Annotated in this window: 18 protein-coding genes and 7 pseudogenes; 11 read left to right on the top strand and 14 right to left on the bottom strand. The window is 71.8% G+C overall.

Annotation, left to right across the window (positions count from 1 at the left end; translation table 11 throughout):
- Nucleotides 1-25: 25 nt before the first annotated feature.
- Nucleotides 26-1,048, bottom strand: a pseudogene (locus MF408_RS26085) (amino acid permease); the annotation flags it as partial.
- Nucleotides 1,049-1,201: 153 nt separating this feature from the next.
- Between MF408_RS26085 and MF408_RS21895 the strand changes: the two are divergent.
- The 6 genes and pseudogenes from MF408_RS21895 to MF408_RS21870 all read left to right on the top strand — a co-directional run.
- Nucleotides 1,202-1,852 (top strand): annotated as a pseudogene (locus tag MF408_RS21895) (GntR family transcriptional regulator); the annotation flags it as partial.
- 104 nt (nt 1,853-1,956) lie between these two features.
- Nucleotides 1,957-3,342, top strand: coding sequence for a glutamine synthetase family protein (locus MF408_RS21890; protein WP_275693261.1), 1,386 nt, complete (start codon nt 1,957-1,959; stop codon nt 3,340-3,342).
- Nucleotides 3,339-3,683, top strand: a pseudogene (locus MF408_RS21885) (aldehyde dehydrogenase family protein); the annotation flags it as partial. The gene MF408_RS21890 and the pseudogene MF408_RS21885, both read left to right, overlap by 4 nt.
- 58 nt (nt 3,684-3,741) lie before the next feature.
- Nucleotides 3,742-4,698, top strand: a complete 957-nt coding sequence (locus tag MF408_RS21880) for an aldehyde dehydrogenase family protein (RefSeq protein WP_240249401.1) — start codon at nt 3,742-3,744, stop codon at nt 4,696-4,698.
- A 20-nt stretch (nt 4,699-4,718) separates the two neighbouring features.
- Nucleotides 4,719-5,497, top strand: a pseudogene (locus MF408_RS21875) (3-oxoacyl-ACP reductase).
- Between the two features lie 7 nt (nt 5,498-5,504).
- A complete protein-coding gene (locus tag MF408_RS21870) occupies nt 5,505-6,509 on the top strand; it encodes a gamma-glutamyl-gamma-aminobutyrate hydrolase family protein (protein ID WP_240249399.1) in 1,005 nt (334 codons plus the stop codon).
- On the opposite strand, the gene MF408_RS21865 is transcribed toward MF408_RS21870, so the two are convergent.
- From MF408_RS21865 to MF408_RS21835, 7 genes are all read right to left on the bottom strand, one after another.
- Nucleotides 6,425-6,706: a hypothetical protein gene (locus tag MF408_RS21865; RefSeq protein ID WP_240249398.1), complete on the bottom strand. Its 282-nt coding sequence runs from the start codon at nt 6,704-6,706 to the stop codon at nt 6,425-6,427. The genes MF408_RS21870 and MF408_RS21865 overlap by 85 nt on opposite strands.
- 107 nt (nt 6,707-6,813) lie before the next feature.
- Nucleotides 6,814-7,683: an IS3 family transposase gene (locus tag MF408_RS21860; RefSeq protein ID WP_240249397.1), complete on the bottom strand. Its 870-nt coding sequence runs from the start codon at nt 7,681-7,683 to the stop codon at nt 6,814-6,816.
- Nucleotides 7,661-7,966: a transposase gene (locus MF408_RS21855; protein ID WP_240249396.1), complete on the bottom strand. Its 306-nt coding sequence runs from the start codon at nt 7,964-7,966 to the stop codon at nt 7,661-7,663. The genes MF408_RS21860 and MF408_RS21855 overlap by 23 nt, the downstream gene beginning before the upstream one ends.
- A 58-nt stretch (nt 7,967-8,024) precedes the next feature.
- On the bottom strand, nt 8,025-8,219 hold the full coding sequence (locus MF408_RS21850; RefSeq protein WP_240249395.1) for a hypothetical protein: 195 nt from the start codon (nt 8,217-8,219) through the stop codon (nt 8,025-8,027).
- 128 nt (nt 8,220-8,347) lie between these two features.
- Nucleotides 8,348-9,970: a hypothetical protein gene (locus MF408_RS21845; protein ID WP_240249394.1), complete on the bottom strand. Its 1,623-nt coding sequence runs from the start codon at nt 9,968-9,970 to the stop codon at nt 8,348-8,350.
- 105 nt (nt 9,971-10,075) lie between these two features.
- Nucleotides 10,076-10,576 (bottom strand): DinB family protein, encoded by a 501-nt coding sequence (locus MF408_RS21840; RefSeq protein WP_240249393.1) that lies wholly within the window; start codon nt 10,574-10,576, stop codon nt 10,076-10,078.
- Between the two features lie 34 nt (nt 10,577-10,610).
- Nucleotides 10,611-12,053: an MFS transporter gene (locus MF408_RS21835; protein ID WP_240249392.1), complete on the bottom strand. Its 1,443-nt coding sequence runs from the start codon at nt 12,051-12,053 to the stop codon at nt 10,611-10,613.
- Here MF408_RS21835 and MF408_RS21830 point away from each other — a divergent pair.
- Nucleotides 11,935-12,591, top strand: coding sequence for a FadR/GntR family transcriptional regulator (locus MF408_RS21830; RefSeq protein WP_240252103.1), 657 nt, complete (start codon nt 11,935-11,937; stop codon nt 12,589-12,591). The genes MF408_RS21835 and MF408_RS21830 overlap by 119 nt on opposite strands.
- 15 nt (nt 12,592-12,606) lie before the next feature.
- Here MF408_RS21830 and MF408_RS21825 read toward each other — a convergent pair whose 3' ends face one another.
- Entirely contained in the window at nt 12,607-13,023 is a 417-nt protein-coding gene (locus MF408_RS21825; RefSeq protein WP_240249391.1) for a hypothetical protein, read from the bottom strand.
- Between the two features lie 480 nt (nt 13,024-13,503).
- Here MF408_RS21825 and MF408_RS21820 point away from each other — a divergent pair.
- The 3 genes and pseudogenes from MF408_RS21820 to MF408_RS21810 form a co-directional block, all read left to right on the top strand.
- Nucleotides 13,504-13,572, top strand: a pseudogene (locus MF408_RS21820) (hypothetical protein); the annotation flags it as partial.
- Nucleotides 13,573-13,636: 64 nt separating this feature from the next.
- Nucleotides 13,637-14,167, top strand: a complete 531-nt coding sequence (locus tag MF408_RS21815) for a hypothetical protein (protein WP_240249390.1) — start codon at nt 13,637-13,639, stop codon at nt 14,165-14,167.
- 30 nt (nt 14,168-14,197) lie between these two features.
- Entirely contained in the window at nt 14,198-14,560 is a 363-nt protein-coding gene (locus MF408_RS21810) for a DUF4267 domain-containing protein (RefSeq protein WP_240249389.1), read from the top strand.
- Nucleotides 14,561-14,564: 4 nt separating this feature from the next.
- Here the strand turns inward: MF408_RS21810 and MF408_RS21805 are convergent, their stop codons facing one another.
- The 5 genes and pseudogenes from MF408_RS21805 to MF408_RS21785 all read right to left on the bottom strand — a co-directional run bounded on the left by MF408_RS21805 (nt 14,565) and on the right by MF408_RS21785 (nt 18,277).
- Entirely contained in the window at nt 14,565-15,047 is a 483-nt protein-coding gene (locus tag MF408_RS21805) for a DUF4190 domain-containing protein (protein ID WP_240249388.1), read from the bottom strand.
- Nucleotides 15,048-15,086: 39 nt separating this feature from the next.
- Nucleotides 15,087-15,900 (bottom strand): annotated as a pseudogene (locus MF408_RS21800) (sulfite exporter TauE/SafE family protein).
- A complete protein-coding gene (locus MF408_RS21795; RefSeq protein ID WP_240249387.1) occupies nt 15,897-16,976 on the bottom strand; it encodes an SPFH domain-containing protein in 1,080 nt (359 codons plus the stop codon). The pseudogene MF408_RS21800 and the gene MF408_RS21795 overlap by 4 nt, the downstream one beginning before the upstream one ends.
- Before the next feature lie 29 nt (nt 16,977-17,005).
- On the bottom strand, nt 17,006-17,473 hold the full coding sequence (locus MF408_RS21790) for an NfeD family protein (protein ID WP_240249386.1): 468 nt from the start codon (nt 17,471-17,473) through the stop codon (nt 17,006-17,008).
- A gap of 10 nt (nt 17,474-17,483) precedes the next feature.
- A pseudogene (locus MF408_RS21785) lies at nt 17,484-18,277 on the bottom strand (ABC transporter ATP-binding protein).
- Between the two features lie 192 nt (nt 18,278-18,469).
- On the opposite strand from MF408_RS21785, the gene MF408_RS21780 reads away from it, so the two are divergent.
- Complete coding sequence (locus tag MF408_RS21780) at nt 18,470-19,012, top strand: hypothetical protein (RefSeq protein ID WP_240249385.1); 543 nt, start codon at nt 18,470-18,472, stop codon at nt 19,010-19,012.
- The last annotated feature ends 22 nt before the right edge of the window (nt 19,013-19,034 follow it).

Genomic DNA, 19,034 nt, shown 5'->3' with positions numbered 1-19,034 from the left:
CGAACGTCATGCGCGAGGCGGACGTCATGCACGCGGTGGCGCAGAAGAACTGAGCGGAGGCGGAGATGAACAGCACCAGCGTCGCCCAGTCCTGGCCCAGCGCCGCGTTGAAGATGTAGGCGACGCCGCCGGCGCCGACCCCTGCGTTGTCGGGGTTGCCGCTCGCGTCGTCCGGGATGGCGAAGACCACGCAGAGCAGCAGGATGTAGCCGCCGAGCACCGAGTAGAAGATCGAGCGCCAGATGCCCTTGGCGGCGGCCGTCGAGGCAGCGTCGGTTTCCTCGGACAGGTGGGCGCAGGCGTCGAACCCGGTGATCGTGTACTGCGTGAGCAGGAAGCCGAAGGGCACGATCGCGAACCAGAACCCGAGGCTCGACGTGCTGCCGTCGATGAAGCCGGAGTTGTTGAAGCGCTCCGTGAAGACGTAGCTGAAGCTCTGGTGCCGGTCCGGGACGAGGATCAGGATCAACACGATGATCGCGGCGCCGGCGACGTGCCACCAGACCGAGACGTTGTTCATGATCGCCATCAGGTGGCTGCTGAAGATGTTGAGCACCGACGCGAGCGCGAGCACCACGACGAAGATCAGGAACACCCGCGTGAGCGAGTAGTCGGCGGCGTAGTCCTCGGAGTAGGTGCTGATCGTGAGGTCGATGAACGTCGCGCACCCGTAGGAGACACCGGCGGTCACGGCGATCAGGCCGATCAGGTTGAGCCAGCCGGTGAAGAACCCGGCCGCCGGTCCTCCGAGCTTGGCCGCCCACCAGTAGATGCCGCCCGAGGTGGGGTACGCCGACACCAGCTCCGACATCGTGAACCCGATGATCAGGATGAAGATGCCGAGGATCGGCCACGACCACGAGATCGAGATCGGGCCGCCGTTGTTGAAGCCGGCGCCGAAGTTGGTGAAGCAGCCGGCGAGGATCGAGATGATCGAGAACGAGATGGCGAAGTTGGAGAAGCCGGACCAGGTCCGGTTCAGCTCCTGCTTGTAACCGAGCTTGGCGAGGTGGGCCTCGTCCTCGTTGTGGATCTGAGCGTCAGCCATGGCGCATCCTCCGTGGGAGCCAGTCGAGGGGCTTTCTGGAAGGTAGACCCGACGGAAGCGCGCTGTAAACAGTCTGGTATCGGATTGGCCTGATCTCAGACCTATACTCCTGCCACGATTGACAGCCGACCGACCCGCTCGGAGGATGGCGAAGTGACCGAGGCACAACACCCCCAGCTGCCGGAGGCGGTGCTGCGGCCGGTGCGGGGCCATCACGCGTTCGAGGCGTGCGTCGAGCAGCTCGCGACCGCGATCCGGCTCGGTGTCTACCCGCTGGGCTCGACCCTGCCCGCGGAGCGCGAGCTGGCCGAGCTGTTGGGCGTCTCGCGGGCGACCCTGCGCGAGGCGATGGCCGCCCTCCGTCAGGCCGGGTTGGTCGAGACCCGGCGCGGCCGCGGGGGCGGCACCGTCGTCACGCTCAAGCCGCGGACCCCGTCGGCGCGCAAGGCCGCCCGGGTGTCCGCCGCGGTGCGCCAGGACTGGCTCGACGTCCTGGAGTACCGCCGCATCACCGAGCCGGGCGCCGCCCACCTCGCGGCGCAGCGGCAGCTGGACCGCGAGCTGTCGGAGGAGCAGCGTGAGCAGCTGAGCACCGCCCTGGCCGAGGTCACCGACGCGCGCCGGCCCGCCCAGCACCGGCAGGCAGACTCCCGGTTCCACCTCACGATCGCCGCTCTCACCGGCTCGCCCCGGGTGGTCGCAGCGGTCACCGACGTGCAGCGGGTGCTGCACGAGATGTTGCTCGCGATCCCGGTGCTGGACGCCAACATCGCCCACTCCGACCGGCAGCACGCGGCCGTCGTACGGGCGGTCCTCGCCGGCAAGCCCGACCGGGCGCGCCGGGCCATGGAAGAACACTGCAGACGACACCGCCGCGCTGCTGCGCGGACTGGTGGGTTAGGAGACCGGTGCACCAGCAGCAGAGCGACGCACCGCTGCGCAACGACCGCCACCTCTCGGTGGCGCTGCTGCGAGCAGCCATCGACGCCGGCGAGGTCGACACCGTCGTCATCGCCTTCACCGACATGCAGGGCCGGCTCCAGGGCAAGCGGCTCCACGGACGCTTCTTCCTCGACCACGTCCTCGAGAACGGCGCCGAGGGCTGCAACTACCTGCTCGCCGTCGACGTCGACATGAACACGGTCGACGGCTACGCCATCTCGTCGTGGGACACCGGCTACGGCGACATGGAGTTCGTCCTCGACCTCCGCACGATCCGCCGGCTCACCCACCACCCGTCGACGGTGATGATCCAGTGCGACCTGGTCTGGCCCGACCACTCCCCCGTCCTGCAGTCGCCGCGGGGCATCCTGCGTCGCCAGCTCGACCGCTGCCAGGAGCACGGCTGGGTCGCCCTCGCCGGCACCGAGCTGGAGTTCATCGCGTTCGCCGACAGCTACGAGGCAGCCTCCGACGCCGGCTACCGCGACCTCACGCCGGTCAACCAGTACAACGTCGACTACTCCGTGCTCGGCACCAGCCGGATCGAGCCGCTGCTGCGCCGGATCCGCAACACCATGTACGACGCGGGTCTCGACGTCGAGGGCGCCAAGGGTGAGTGCAACCTCGGGCAGCACGAGATCGGCTTCGTCTACGCCGACGCGCTGACCACCGCCGACAACCACAGCGTCTACAAGACCGCCGCCAAGGAGATCGCCAGCCAGGAGGGCTGCTCGATCACCTTCATGGCGAAGTACGACGACCGCGAGGGCAGCTCCTGCCACATCCACCTGTCGCTGCGGGGCGAGGACGGGTCGCTCGTGTTCGCCGACGACGACGGCGGTCGCACGCCGCTCTACGACGCGTTCGTCGCCGGCGTGCTCGCGACCATGGCCGACTTCACGCTGCTCTACGCGCCCAACGTCAACTCCTACAAGCGGTTCGCCGACGGCTCGTTCGCTCCGACCGCGATCGCGTGGGGCCTCGACAACCGCACCTGCGCCCTGCGGCTGGTCGGCCGTGGCTCCGCGGCTCGGGTGGAGAACCGGGCGCCCGGCGCCGACGTCAACCCCTACCTCGCGCTCGCCGGGATGATCGCCGGCGGCCTCCACGGCATCGAGAACGGCCTCGAGGTGCCACCCGCCTTCGAGGGCAACGCCTACGCGTCGGACCTGCCGCGGGTGCCGTCGACGCTGCGCGCCGCGCGGGACGCGTTCGCCGGCTCCGCCGTCGCCCGGGCGGCGCTCGGCGACGAGGTCGTCGACCACTACGTCAACATGGCCGACGTGGAGCTGGCCGCCTTCGACGCGGCCGTCACCGACTGGGAGCTGCGGAGAGGGTTCGAGCGACTGTGAGTGGGACGCACGTCGTGGTCAACCCCGCCACCGAGGAGCCGGTGGCGGAGGTGTCGCTGGCCGGTGTCGACGAGACGGACGCCGCGATCGCCGCCGCGCACGAGGCGTTCCAGCGCTGGCGGACCGTCGCGCCCGGCAACCGCGCGGCGCTGCTGCGGCGGTTCGCCGCCGTCGTCGACGAGCACGTCGAGGAGCTGGCCGAGCTGGAGGTGCGCAACGCCGGCCACACGTGGGGCAACGCGCGCTGGGAGGCCGGCAACGTCCGCGACGTCCTCAACTACTACTCCGCGGCGCCCGAGCGGTTGCACGGCCGGCAGATCCCCGTCGCCGGCGGCGTCGACGTGACCTTCCACGAGCCGCTCGGCGTGGTCGGCGTCATCGTGCCCTGGAACTTCCCCCATGCCGATCGCCGGCTGGGGGTTCGCACCGGCGCTGGCCGCCGGCAACACCGTCGTGCTGAAGCCGGCCGAGCTGACCCCGCTCACGGCCGTCCGGATCGGCGAGCTGGCGCTCGAGGCAGGCCTGCCGGAGGACGTGCTGACCGTCGTCCCCGGCAAGGGCTCCGTGGTCGGCGAGCGGTTCGTCACCCACCCGCTGGTGCGCAAGGTCTGCTTCACCGGCTCGACCGAGGTCGGCAAGCGGATCATGGCCGGCTGCGCCGAGCAGGTGAAGCGGGTGACGCTCGAGCTGGGCGGCAAGAGCAGCAACATCGTGTTCGCGGACGCCGACCTCGAGGCGGCGGCCGCGGCGGCGCCGTACGCCGTCTTCGACAACGCGGGCCAGGACTGCTGCGCGCGGTCGCGGCTGCTGGTCGAACGGAGTGCCTACGACCGGTTCCTGTCCCTCCTCGAGCCGGCGGTCACCAGCATGCGGGTGCTCGACCCGGCCGACGAGGCGAGCGAGATGGGGCCGCTGATCTCCTCCGGGCAGCGCGACCACGTCACCGGCTTCCTCGGTGAGGCGCAGACGCTGTTCGCCGGCTCGGCCCCCGGCGGCGCCGGCTACTGGGTGCCGCCGACGGTGGTCTCGGTCGCCGACCCAGGCGAGCGGATCTGGCGGGAGGAGGTCTTCGGCCCGGTGGTCGCGGTGATGCCGTTCGACGACGAGGCGCACGCGGTCGAGCTCGCCAACGACTCCGAGTACGGCCTGTCCGGGTCGATCTTCACCAACGACCTCGGCAAGGGGCTGCGGGTCGCCCGCGGCGTCGAGGCGGGCAACCTCAGCGTCAACTCGAACTCCTCGGTGCGCTACTGGACGCCGTTCGGCGGCTACAAGCAGTCCGGCCTCGGCCGCGAGCTCGGTCCCGACGCGCCCTACGCGTTCACCGAGGAGAAGAACGTCTTCATCGCCCACTGAGTGGTCCGGACAGGAGAGAGATGGCAGGCAGGATCAGCGACCGGGTCGCGGTCGTGACGGGGGTTGCTCGGGCATCGGGCTCGCGACCGTGCAGCGGTTCGTGGCCGAGGGCGCCAAGGTCGTGATCGGCGACATCGACGACGAGCGCGGCAAGGCGCTGGTCGACGAGCTCGGAGGGGCCGACGTGGCGACGTACGTCCACGTCGACGTCACCGCCAAGGACGAGGTCGACGCCCTCTTCCGCACGGCGAAGGAGACGTACGGCGCGGTCGACATCGCGTTCAACAACGCCGGCATCTCCCCGCCCGACGACGACTCGATTCTCGACACCGACCTGGAGGCCTGGCGGCGGGTGCAGGAGGTCAACCTGACGTCGGTCTACCTGTGCTGCAAGGCTGCGCTCCCCCACATGCTGGAGCAGGGCCGCGGGTCGATCATCAACACCGCGTCGTTCGTCGCCGTGATGGGCGCCGCGACCTCGCAGATCTCCTACTCCGCCTCCAAGGGCGGGGTGTTGTCGATGAGCCGCGAGCTCGGCGTGCAGTTCGCGCGCCAGGGGGTGCGGGTCAACGCGCTCTGCCCGGGCCCGGTCAACACGCCGCTGCTGCAGGAGCTCTTCGCCAAGGACCCCGAGCGCGCCGCCCGGCGGCTGGTGCACGTGCCGGTCGGCCGGTTCGCGGAGCCGGAGGAGATCGCCTCAGCCGTGCTGTTCCTCGCCAGCGACGACGCGTCGTTCATCACCGCCAGCACGTTCCTCGTCGACGGCGGCATCAGCGGCGCGTACGTCACGCCGCTGTGAGGCCGCGATGACCCCCGTCGTCGGCCTCTCCACCTACCGCGAGGTGTCGCGGCACGGCGTGTGGACCGAGCTGTCCGACCTGCTGCCGAGCGAGTACGGCGACGCCGTCCGGCTCGCGGGCGGCGTCCCGGTGCTGCTTCCGGTCCCGGCCCCCGGGTGGCCCGACGTCGCGGCGGCGGCCGCGGCCGTCTGTGAGCGCCTCGACGGCCTGGTGGTCAGCGGCGGCGGCGACGTCTCCCCCGCGGCCTACGGCGCCGAGCCGCACCCCCGCACCGGCGGCGTGCTCGAGGCGCGCGACGCGTGGGAGCTCGCCCTCCTGGACGCCGCCGCCGCACGCGACATGCCGGTGCTCGGCATCTGCCGCGGCATGCAGGTGATGGCCGTCCACGCCGGCGGCTCGCTCCACCAGCACGTGCCGGACGTCGTCGGCCACGAGGAGCACAACCCCGGCGGCGACTCCTACGGCACCACCGAGGTCGAGGTCGCCGCCGGCACCCGGCTCGCCTCCCTGATCGGCCCCACCGCGAAGGCCAGCTGCCACCACCACCAGGCGGTCGCCGAGCACCCCGGCTTCGAGGCCGTCGCCCACGCCACGTCCGACGGGTCGCTGGAGGCCATGGAGGCCCCGGGCCCGCGGTTCTGCCTCGCGGTCCAGTGGCACCCGGAGACCTCGGACGAGGTGGGGCTGTTCACGGGGTTCGTGCGCGCGGCGCGGGATTCCGGGACGGCGGTCGGGGGTAGGGGCGCTTGGAGGGAGGGCGCTCAGGCCCAGGCGCTAGGCGCACGAGGTCCCAGCGCCACAGCGCGGTGCGAACGGGTCCGGGGAACCGCCTCCACCGTTGGAGGGCGGCCATGCGGAGGCATACCGGAGGCGGTTGAACAGCCTCTGCTTGGTGCCGGGCAGCTCCAACGACAGCGAGAGCGTGGTCAGTCGGCCAGGTGGGCGTACCGGCTCTCCTCGCGCAGGACCTGTGCGGCTTCCGGGGCTGCCGGCCAGAGCTCGACCAGGTAGTGCTCGAGCGGTTCCTCGTCCTCGGCGTCGTCCTCGTCGTCGCTGTCGGGATCCTCGTCCCGCGCGGCGCTCTCGGTGCGTTCGAGAGCGGCGAGCCGCATTCGGTAGGTCCCGTCGGGGCAGGCCAGGTCTTCCTCCGGCCCGTTGACGATCTCGCTGATCGTGACTCCGCCGCGAACTTCGACCGCGACCTCCACGACGTCCTCCCACCGGGTGTCCGGAGGTCCCGGGTCGGCATCGAGGAGCCGGACGACGACGCCGAACGGAGCCTGACCCGGTTCTCCGGACACGGTTGGTTGGGTGATCATGCCGCCGGGGTGGCGGTGGTGTGAAGGGCTTCGAACTCGACGGGGCTGAGCATGCCGAGGGAGGTGTGCCGGCGGCGCGGGTTGTACCAGGCCTCGATCCACTCAAAGATCGCTCCGCCGAGCTCGTCGATGGTCTGCCAGGACTGCTGGTCGAGCAGCTCGCGCTGCATGGTCGACCAAAACGACTCGATCATCGCGTTGTCCACCGAGGAGGCGACCCGGCCCATGGATCCGAGCAGTCCGGCGTCGCGGAGCCGGTGCCCAAAGACCCACGATGTGTACTGACTGCCCCGGTCGGAGTGGACGATGGTGCCCTCCGGACGGCGGCGCCAGGTCGCCATCTGCAGGGCATCGACGACCAGGTCAGATCGCATGTGGTCAGCGATCGACCAGCCCACCACGACGCGGCTGAACACGTCCAGGACCGCGCAGCAGTAGACCTTCCCGCCCCGGGTCGGGTGCTCGGTGATGTCGGTGCACCACAAACGATCCGGCCCCTCGGCAACGAACTTTCGTTGCACGAGGTCCTCATGGACCGCCGCAGCCGGCCGGTGCCGCTTCTTCGGCCGGTGGCTGATCCCGGCCACTCCTAGCATCCGCATCAGCCGCGCGACCCGCTTGCGGCCGACCTTGAGACCCATCCCGAGCCGTAGCTCGGCGTGGACCCGTGGCGAGCCATAAGAGCGGCGTGAGTCGGCGTGGATCGCCACGATCGTGTTCGCCAGGTAGGCGTCGGCGAGGTCACGCTCTGACGGCGGCCGCTTGACCCATTCGTAATAGCCCGACCTGGACACCCCGAGAACCCGGCAGGTCACCGCGACGTCGAACCCGTCGCCGGCGAGCTCACAGACCAGCCGGTACTTCATTTGGGAGCACGTTCTCCTTGGCGAACAACGCTGCGGCGCGCTTGGTGATCTCCAGCTCCATCTCCAAGCGCCGGTTCTCCCGACGCAGACGAACCAGTTCCTCACGCTCGTGGGTCGACAACCCTTCCTTGCGGCCGGCGTCGACATCGGCTTGGGCCATCCAACGACGCAAGCCGGACTCGCTGATCCCGAGATCCTTGGCGACCTGGGCAACCGACGCGCCCGGCTTGCGGGCCTGGTCGACCGCTCTGCGGCGGAACTCCGGTGGGTATGGTGCAGGCATCTACAGACTCCTCTCCTGCAGCGATCATCGCTACAGATCAGGTGTCCGGGCTACCGGGTCAGGCTCCGAACGGCCCCCACTGCGATCCGGTCTTGACCAGGAAGCCGTCGAGGTCGGGCTCGCTGTCGGGCCACCAGTCCAGCAGTGTGTTGACCGGCAGTGCAGGCGAGTCCGGACGCGCCGGCGCTGGCCCTTCGACCAGGAACCCGTGCTCGTCGGAGCCCAGCTCCACCGAGATCTCTCCCACGATCACGGGCTCAATCTAGGCGGACGCGTCGCGCGTCGGTGTAGATCTCGCCGATCACGGTGTGGTCGGGGCGGTCCGGTCCTCGTCGGTCAGCCTGCTCAGCAGGCGGCGGAAAAGCTCACCGAACGCCCACGTCAAGGGCGCGCGGACGAACGCGACAACGTCGATGTCGCACGTCGCTTCGACGTATTCACCCGCGGCTCGCTCTGCCCGACCCGCACCGTGCGGTGCTCGAGGCAGCGATCGCCGACGCGCAGTCGATGCAGGTGGTCGTCGAGAACGTGAGACGGCGCGGCGCAGCGCTCGCTAGGCGACGAGGTCGAGGTCGACCGGTCGCGTATCGGTGTAGATCTCGCCGATGATGGTGTGGTCGGGGCCGCGGATGGGTTCGAAGGTGGTGGTGCCGTGGGGGTGACGATGCGGCACAGGCCGTGGGGGGTGATCCAGCGGTAGGCGGCCAGGGCGAGCTGGTGGAGCTGGTAGCCGGTGTGGGTCTTGGCGCGGTGGTGGCGGCGGGTCAGGGGGGCGGCGTTGTGGTCGCCGGTCTGCCCGGGCGGGCCGTCGGGCTGGTAGGGGGTGGGGTGGTCGAGGTCGAGGCGTTTGGTGCCGCGGCTGGTGGAGTGGGGGAAGACGTCGCCGTGGGTGCGCAGCAGGGTGCGGCGTGCGATCCGGGCGGGGTGTTCGTAGCTGTTGACGGCCTCGATGGTGTTGAGGTCGATGACCGGTTGGAGGGTGATGTCGCGGTCGGGACCGAGCAGGTCCCTGAGCTCGCTGACCAGGACGGGGCCGTGGTCCTCCACGCGAGCCACACCCTTGCCGCAGCCGCACAGGGTCTCCGCGGCGAGGTGGACCACCAAGGTCGCCGGGTTCCGCTTCGGCCGCACCGGCGCCCCGGGCGCGGGCTCGGGCTCTTCCGCTACCGGGTCGGGGTCGGGAGCGGGGTTGAGGCCGTTGAGGAAGGCGATGGCGGTGTGGGGGTCGGTGGTGAGCATCTCGAAGGCCTGCAGCCGGGCCTCTTCCAGGCTCAGCTGGTCTCCGTCGGCCTCGGGGGTGGCGTGGGTGAGGAGGGCGTGGGCGAGGTCGTCGATGTTCTCCTGGCAGCGGATCGCGGTGCCGTTGGGCAGCTTGGCGGTGACCCGGCGGGTGGCCGGTTCGCCGGTGTCTTCCACGATCTCCCCGGGGCGGACCTTGGAGAGCCACACCCCGGTGCGCTGGGCGTCCTCGACCAGCTTGGCGTGGTGCAGGTCGGGGTCGGCCTCGATGATCTTGGCCTCCGCGATCCCCAGCAACCGGCCCGGGGCTTGGTGGCGGGCGTTGGTGACGGCCTCGTCCACCAACCCGACGTCGTCCTTGGAGAGTTTGCGGGAAAGGCGGGCGATCTTGCGGGCCAGCCAGCCCTCGACCTCCAGCGCCTGCACGGCGGTCCACAGCAGCGGGAGGCGGTGGCGCAGGTCGAGGCAGTCCGCGGCGTAGTTCTCCGTGGCCACCACGCCGGCCGCGCGGGCGATGGCGAGCTCGGTGAAGCACAGCTGCGCGACCGGCGGCGTACCTTCCCCGCCGAGCTGGAGCAGCCGGTCTCCACCCCGGGTCACCGGCACCGCACCGGGGAGGGTTTGAGGGTCGGTGGTGTGCAGGTCGCACCAGTGCAGCACCCGCTGCATCGCGCGGACCTCCACCGCACGGGCCAGGCGGACGTCGTCCTCCACACCGGCCAGCGTGGCCGCCGCGTCGAGGGTGGTGACGTCCTCTTCGAACATGTGTTCATCCAAACACACCCCACCGACACAACCCCGCGCGCGACCGGACCCGGCTGTGGAGATCTCGGTCGACACGCCGGCATCCCGGCGGCAGGTCGTGACCAGCTACTCCCGCGCCTGACCGTTCAGCACCTGCTCCCGCAGGATGTCGGCGTGCCCGCAGTGCTGCGCGAGCTCGCGGAGCACGTGCAGGTAGACCCAGCGCAGCGGCAGCGGCCCGCGCCGGTTGCCGTGCACGACGTCGTTCGGATCGAGGTCCGCGACGGCCCGGCGCGATGCCTCGCACGCCTCGCGATGGGCCCGGCGCACGGAGGCGATGGTGTCGGAGGGGTCGAGGTCGAAGGACTCGTCGGGTCCGGCGGGGATCCCGATCTCGTCCCGCGACCGGCAGGTGACGGCCTCGTCGAACCACACCTTCTCGACGAACACCGCGTGCTTGACCAGTCCGAGCAGTGTGGTCTTCGAGGGCACCAGCGACCGGCGTACCTGCTGCTCGGTGAGGCCGTCCAGGCAGTCGTTCAATGCCGCGCGGTGCTGGTCGAGGAACGTCTCGAGCTGGACCTTCTCCGGCGCGTCGATGACGTCCTCGGCGTTCGGAGGTGGCATCCGCCGATGGTCACAGATCGCCGGGGGCTCCGCCTCACGGCACGCCGACCCGCACGGGCTCCACCGCATCGTCGACGTAGCGAGGCCGGCAGGCGAACCAGCCGGCGACCACTCCGGGGATCGCGGTTGCGGCGAGCACGAGCAGCGGTGTCGTCCAGGAGCCGGTCGCTTCGCGCAGGAGCCCGAGGCTGACCGGGCCGGCGCAGGCGACACCGTAGCCGACGCCCTGCACGAAGCCCGAGACGGCCGAGGCGGTCTGCGGGCTCTTGGTCCGGCGGTTGATCAGCGTCAGGCACAGCGGGAACGTGCTGACCCCGATACCCAGCGCGCAGACCCAGAGCAGGGTGCCGTCCATCGGCGTGACGACCATGCCCAGGTAGCCGACGACCAGGAGCGCCGCACACGCGACCACGACGACGAACGGGTTGCCCAACCGGATGGCCAGCTGGGGAACGAGCAGGGCGGCGAGAACTCCCCATGCGGAGTACAGGCCGACCATCGAACCGCCCAGCGAGGTGCTGCCGCCGGCGTCGGTCAGCACCGCAGGCAGCCAGGTGATGATCCCGTAGTTGGACAGCGCCACCATCGCGAACAGGACGACCAGGCCCCAGGCGGTCGAGGACCGGCTCGGCCTCGACCGCGCATCGACCGCCGTCGCCGTGACAGGCGCATGGTGGTCGGCGGGCAGCCGGGCGGCCAGCACGAGCCAGACCACGGCGGCGAGGCCCGCCGGCAGCGCCCAGATCCCCACCGAGAGCCGCCAGGTCGTCGCGTCCGCCACCGGCACCGCCAGCAGGGGCGCGACGAACTGACCGGTCTGCAGCAGGAGCAGGTAGAACGAGGTCCACGAGGCGATGCGATCGGCGAACCAGGCCTTCACCAGGGGAACGATCACGACGTTCGCCGCCCCGATCCCGGCGAGGGCCAGCACGGTGGACAGCACGAGCACCGCGGACGCCGGCGAGATCGCGCGCAGCAGGAGCGAGAGCGCGGTCAGCCCCAGCGAAGCGGTGGCAGTGCGCTCGAGCCCGAACCTCCTCGTCACGACGGGCGCGAGGATGCCGAAGACGGCGAACGACGCCGCCGGCACGGTCCCGAGCAGCCCGGCCAGCGCCACCCCGAACCCGAGGTCCGCGCCGATGACCTCCAACAGCGGCGTGAAGCCGGTCACCGCCGTCCGCAGGTTGATCGCGGTCAGCGCGATGGCGACCCCGGCCCACAGCGTCAGTCGGCCGCGGCGCGCGGGGGCGAGGGAGGTCGGCGGGGTGGGCATGATGGACTCCGAGAGCGACAACTGATGGGATGATGGGATGAATCCTGAGCAGTCTGGCAGAGCGCGGCCGGTGCGTCGAGAGGGGCTGATCGACCAGGCTGCTGCCCGGTTCCAGGAGGAGATCGGCTCCGGCCGCTGGCCGGTCGGTGAGCGGATCCCGACCGAGGCCCAGCTGGTGGCGCAGTTCGGCGTCGGCCGCAACACGGTGCGCGAGGCGCTGCAGTCGCTGGTGCACGCGGGACTGCTCAGCCGTGAGCAGGGTCGCGGCACCTTCGTCATCTCCACCTCCGGCCTGACCGGATCGCTCGCCCGGGAGCTCGCCGGCGGCAGCCGTCGCGACTACCTCGAGCTGCGTCTCGCCCTCGACAGCACCGCGGCCTCGCTCGCGGCCGTGCGGCGGTCGGAGTCCGACGTCGAGCAGCTCCGGGAGCTGCGGGACCGGCGAGCGGCGAGCGGGTCGACGGGCGATGCGGACCTGAAGGCGAGCACCGACCTGGCCCTGCACCGGGCGATCGTCGCAGCGACGCACAACCCGCTGTACCTGCAGCTCTACTCCAGCATGATCGACGTGTTCGCCGGCCACATGCGCGACGAGGAGGAGGCCGACGAGGACCAGGCGCGCCGCCACCACCACGAGCTGGTCGAGGCGATCGCGGACGGGAACCCCGACCGGGCCGTCGCCGCGGTCGCCGCCATCTTCGAACCGTTCATGCAGGACCCGGGTCCGGGTGGCGCGAGGTGAGGCCGACCGGCCGGCTCACCGCACCCGGATCGGCACGGGCTCCATCCCGTCCGCGACCAACCGGGCGCGTCCCGGCCTCGCACCCTCGGGCACCCGGAAGGTCCACGTCACCCGGCCGAGCTCGTCGCCCGCCGTCCCTGCGTCGGCGACGCCCAGGTCCCAGGTGCGGTCGCGTTGGACGAGCTGGAGCCGGACATCCGCCATGGGCGTCGGAGGCGGCTCGTCGTGCTCGCACGCCCCGCATCCGACACCGCACCCCATGCTGTCCTGGCAGCCGTCGACGAACGACACGCCCTCCACGGTGAACGACGCCCCCGGCTGGAGGACGAGCCGCTCGACGCCCTCGAGGGAGGGCCCGGCGCACGAGGCGGTCGCCGGCGGCGGGGCGGACGGCACCACCGCGACGGCGAGCATCCCCGCGACCAGCAGCACCACCGATCGTCGTACCGTCCATCGCACCTGGAGTGGACGCGCAGCTCGCACCGGCGGTTCCCCACTGTCGGCGGCCATGGCCGAACGCTAGTGGGACCGAGCCGCCTCCGGAGGCCGGATCCGGCACACTGTCCCCCGTGACGGACGACATGACCGGCGACGTCGAGGACGTGAAGGCCGCGGTCGCGGAGGTCCACGACGTCCTGGGCGCACCGTGGCGGGCGGAGACGATCGACTGCGAGCCCGACGACGAGGGCGAGGTCGTCGCGACGCTCGTCAGCCGTCGCGCCGAGCCGACGACGGAGCGCGCGGTCCTGCACGTGCACGGCTTCGCCGACTACTTCTTCCAGCGCGAGTACGGCGAGTGGTGGCTCGACCGCGACCACGACGTCTACGCCCTCGACCTCCGCAAGTACGGCCGGTCGATCCGGGGAGCACCAGACGCCGACGTACGTCACCGACCTCGAGGAGTACTTCGAGGAGCTCGACGAGGCCTGGCACCGGATCACCGAGCGCGACGGCCACACCGACGTGGTGCTGTCGGCGCACTCGACCGGCGGCCTGGTGGTGGCCCTGTGGGCCGACAAGCGCCGACCTGCGCAGCTGGCGGGGGATGGTGCTGAACTCGCCGTGGCTCGACCTCCAGGGCGCGGCGTGGCAGCGGTCCCTTCCGGCCAACGCCCTGCTCGACCGGCTCGGCCGCACGCAGCCGATGCGGGAGATCCCGCGCGAGGTCAGCGGGCTCTATGCCCGCAGCCTCCACCGCGACCACGACGGCGAGTGGGACTTCGACCTCACGTGGAAGCCGCTCGCCTCCTTCCCCGTCCGCCTGGGCTGGCTCCGCGCCGTCCGCACCGGCCATGCCCGCCTCCAACGCGGGCTCTCCGTGCCCGCGCCGGTGCTGGTCCTCTCCTCCGACCGCAGCGCCTGGCCAGGCGAGATGGGCGAGGACGTGCACAGCGCCGACATCGTGCTCGACGTGAAGCAGATCCGCCGCTGGGCCACGGCGATCGGCACGCACGTCACCTACGTCGCCATCCCCGGAGCGCGCCACGACGTCGTGCTGTCGCGTGAGGAGCCGCGGCGACGGGCGTACGCCGAGATCGAGCGGTGGCTGCGGACGTACGTCGTGTCCGCGGGCTGAGCACAGCGGCCTACCGCTAGCCTCCCGCCCATGGATCCTGTGACCGGCCTCTCCCTCGGCCGCATCGCGATCGGCGTCGGCTCGATCGTCGCCCCCGCGCGGACTTCCCGCCTCTTCGGCCTCCACCCGGCGGCCAACCCCCAGCTGCCCTACTTCGCCCGGATGTTCGGCGTCCGCGAGATCGCGATCGGCGCGCTGACGCTGATGGCGAAGGGCGACGTGCGCCGCACCCTCGTCACTGCCGGGGTCGCCGTCGACGCCGGTGACGCGGCCACCGGGGCCATGGGCCTGGCGCGCAAGGACTTCCCGCTCCTCGCCGGCGGCATGCTGGTCGTGGCCGCGCTCGGTGCGGCGGCGACCGGTGCGGCGGCGCTGGGTTCCGGCGACGCCTGACGGCTCAGCAGAACGGGTAGTCCGGGTCGCCCGGCGAGCAGTTGGCGCCGTTCTCGGCGATCAGGATCACCACGACGAAGAACGCGATCGCCGCGAGCATCAGTCCGAACGCCACCCAGCCGACGATGATGCCGGCGAGCGCCATCCCGGCGCCGCCCTCGTTGTTCTCGCGGATCCTGCGCTTGGACACGTGGCCGAGGATCGCGCCGACCAGGCCGATGATGCCGCCGAGCCCGTAGCAGCACAGGCCGGCGATGCCGACGATGCTGGTGACCATCGAGGCCACGGCGAGCCCGTTGGTCGGCGGCGCGGGCTGGTACGGACCGCCGTAGGGGCTGCCGCCGTACGCGCCGCTGTAGGGGTTCGGCGTCCCGTAGGGCTGGTACGGCGGCGGGACCGGCTGGCCTGGCTGGTCCGGCTGGCCGGAGGGCTGCTGGTCCCCCGGCTTCTGGAAGGGGTCACCCTCACCCCATGGCGGTGTGCTCATCGTCCTTCTCCCCTCGCGGCGACGGCCGCATTGTTGCAGTCACGTCGCGAGCATCGACACGACGGCCACCAGGCCGACGACGATGATGACGGCGCGCAGCACCGGCGCGGGCAGCCGGCGCCCGACCGACGCACCGATGAAACCGCCGACCACGGCGCCCAGACCGATCACCAGCACGATGAGCCAGTCGATCTCCGCGCCGGTGTCGACGAGGTCGAGCTCGACGACGAGGACGAAGACGAGGCCGGCTACGGCGTTGACGCTGGCGGCGAGCACGTTCTTGACGCCGTTGAGGCGCTGCAGCGACTCGCTCACCCCGATGCCGAGCACGGCCATCAGCAGCACGCCCTGGGCGGCGCCGAAGTAGCCGCCGTAGACACCGGTCAGGAGCACCGCGGGCCAAATCCACCACGCGTCGGGCCGGCTGCCGCCGAGCTCCTCGCCGCGCCGCGCCGCCCGCCGCTCGGCCTGGGCGGCGACCGCCCTTGACAGCCGCGGCTGGAGGATGACCAGCACCACGCCGAGCAGGATCAGCACCGGTACGACGGCCTCGAAGGCCCCCGGCGGCAGCACCAGGAGCAGCCCGGCGCCGGCGAGTCCACCCACGAGCGACGCAGACAGCAGCCGGAGGACACGCCCCCCGCTGCCCGGCGAGCTCGCGCCGGTAACCCACGGCTCCCGCGGTCGACCCAGGGATCAGGCCGATGTTGTTGCTCATGTTGGCCGTCACCGGCGGCACGCCGATGGCGAGCAGGGTGGGGAACGTGATCAGGGTCCCCGAGCCGACGACGGTGTTGATGGTGCCGGCCCAGACGCCGGCGAGCAGGACGGCGACGACCTCGAGCGGACTCACTCCGCCTGCGGCGACGAGCCCGACTGCCCGGGCCGGGCTGCGCTCTCCGCCTCGGCGATGGCGTCACGGACCGCCTGGTCCGTGGCCCTCCGCTCGGTGTCGCCGGCGACGGACTGCGGCTCCGACGGGCCCATGTCGATGCGCGTGCGCGGCCCCTCGACCTCCTCCGGGATGCCCGGCAGCCGGTTGATCGTCGACCCGAGACCCTTCAGCGCCTCGCCGATCTCGCTCGGGACGATCCACAGCTTGTTGGCGTCGCCGTCCGCGATCCGCGGCAGCATCTGGAGGTACTGGTAGGCCAGCAGCGACTGGTCGGGCTGCCCGTCGTGGATCGCCTGGAAGACGGTCTGGATGGCCTGTCCCTCACCCTGGGCACGGAGGATGGCGGCCTCCCGCTCGGCCTGGGCGCGCAGGATCTGCGACTCGCGCTCGCCCTCGGCGTTGAGGATCGCCGACTGCTTGTTGCCCTCGGCCGTGAGGATCGCCGACTGGCGCTGGCCCTCCGCGGTGAGGATGAGCGCCCGCTTGTCACGGTCGGCGCGCATCTGCTTCTCCATCGCGTCCTTGATCGACGGCGGCGGGTCGATGCCCTTGATCTCCACCCGGTTGACGCGGATGCCCCACTTGCCGGTGGCCTCGTCGAGCACGCCGCGGAGGCCGGAGTTGATCTCCTCGCGGCTGGTCAGCGTCTGCTCGAGGTCCATGCCGCCGATGATGTTGCGCAACGTGGTCATCGTGAGCTGCTCGATCGCCTGGATGTAGTCGGCGATCTCGTAGGTCGCGGAGACCGGGTCGGTCACCTGGAAGTAGATGACGGTGTCGATGGAGACCACCAGGTTGTCCTCGGTGATCACCGGCTGCGGCGGGAAGCTCACCACCTGCTCGCGCAGATCGATCTGGTAGCGCACCTTGTCGACGAACGGCACCACGATGTTGAGGCCTGCGGACAGCGTCTGCTTGTACTTGCCGAACCGCTCGACCACGCCGGCGCGCGCCTGCGGCACGATCCGGACGGTCTTGGCGAGGGCCACGACGACCAGCAGGAACAGCAGGCCGAGCAGGATGAGCAGCTCCACGGGTTCTCCTTCGGTCTCCTGCCCGAGCGCTACTGCTCGAGCTCGGGCGGTGCGACGGGACGGACGTAGGCGGTGGCGCCCCGGATCTCGACGACCTCGACCGCCTGGCCGGGCGCGATCGGCTCGTCGGTCTCGTGGCCGGCGGCGCTCCAGATCTCCCCGGCGAGCCGGACCCGGCCCGGGCCGAGGCCGGTGATCTCCTGGGTCACGACGGCGCGCTGGCCGATCAGGCGGTCGGCGCCCAGCGTCAGCTCGGGGCCGCCGTGGAAGCGCTTGGCCAGCGACGGGCGGACGAACGCGAGCATGCCCACCGACACGGCCGCGGCGACGAGCGCCTGCACCCAGAAGGCGTCGGTCACGAACGCGGTCGCCATGCCGCCGAGGGCGCCGGCGGCGAGCATGACCAGGAACAGGTCGAGGCTGAACATCTCGGCGACGCCGAGCACGATCGCGACACCGAGCCAGGTCTCCCAGAGGTGGTCGCGCAGCCAGTCCATGGCACCGACCCTATCCTCGGTGCAAGCGTCGACGCGCGGCGTAGCGCCCGTCGTGGTGCTCCAGCACCAGCGGCATGCCGAACGTCGCCGACAGCGCCTCGGCGGTGAGCGTCTCCTCGATCGGCCCCGCGTCGACCACCGCCCCGTCGCGGAGCATGAGCACGTGCGTGAACCCCGGCGGGATCTCCTCGACGTGGTGCGACACCAGCACCGTCGCCGGCGACAGGGGGTCGTAGGCGAGCACCGACAGCGTGGAGACGAGGTCCTCCCGGCCGCCGAGGTCGAGGCCGGCGGCCGGCTCGTCGAGCAGCAGCAGCTCGGGGTCGACCATCAGGGCGCGGGCGATCTGCACCCGCTTGCGCTCCCCTCGCTGAGGGTGCCGAAGGTGCGGTCGGCCAGCCGGTCGGCCCGGACCTCGCGCAGCAGCGCCTCGGCGCGCGCGTGGTCGACCTCGTCGTAGTCCTCCCGCCAGCGGCCGACGACGGCGTACGACGCCGACACCACGACGTCGCGGACCTTCTCGTGCCGCGGGATCCGCTCGGCGAGCGCGGCGCTGGTGAGCCCGATGCGTGGCCGCAGCTCGAACACGTCGACGGTGCCGATCAGCTCGCCGAGCACGCCCACGGCGCCGGAGGTCGGGTGCATCTGGGCGGCGGCGACCTGCAGCAGCGTGGTCTTGCCGGCGCCGTTGGCGCCGAGCACCACCCAGCGCTCGCCGTCCTTGACCACCCAGGTCACCCGGTCGAGCAACGTCGCCTGCCCGCGGCGCACGGTGACCTCGGCGAGCTCGAGCACGGCGGACATGCGTGCAACCCTATCCACCCGTGGAGACAGAACTTCCGGTAGCCGGTCGGGTCGCCTGGTGGGCCACCGCCTGCCTGCGCGGCCGGGTGCCGCCCGACGACTACGTCACCGCCGCCACCGGCCGGCACGGCGTGCCCACCGGACTGCTCGACCTGCTGGCGGCCTGCCGGTCGGTGGGGGCGACCGCGGTGGGTGCGGCGTTCCCCCGCCCCAGGCGACCCGGTCGGGGTCGCCGGACCGCCGCCGCTGACCGGCGCCGCCGCCGACGCCGGGCAGGCGGTGCTCGCGCTCGGCTCGCCGCTCGAGCCCGGCCGCGCGTGGGTCCCGCAGGAGGTCGGCCGGGCCGTCGAGTGGATGCCGTACGACGCCCGGCGGCGGCCGCCTCCGGACGTGGGCGAGGCCGACCGCCGGCTCCGCGCCGCGCTGCTGTCGGGCGTCGACGCGCTGGCCCGGCTCGACGTCGCCCGGTGGCGCCCGGAGGTCGCCGACGCGCTGCACGACCTGCGTGCCGGCGAGCCGCTGCCCGCGCCGCCGGGGGTGCCGGCCCGGTGCGCCGACCTCGCCCGGCGGGCGGTGCACCTGCTCGCGGTCGTCGACCTGGCCCTCGACGACGAGGGCGGGGCGGTGAGCCTCGGCGAGGTCACGGCCCGGCGGGAGGCGCTGCTGCCCCTCGGCGCGGCCGCCCGGCACGCGCTCACGGCCGCCTGCTCCCCGGACGGCTGGCCGGAGGAGTGACCCGATCCCCTAACCTCGTCGC

Source organism: Nocardioides sp. TF02-7, assembly GCF_022437945.1.
GTDB lineage: Bacteria > Actinomycetota > Actinomycetes > Propionibacteriales > Nocardioidaceae > Nocardioides.
Note: the sequence above shows the minus strand (reverse complement) of the source record. Positions and strands in the feature narration are given on the sequence as shown.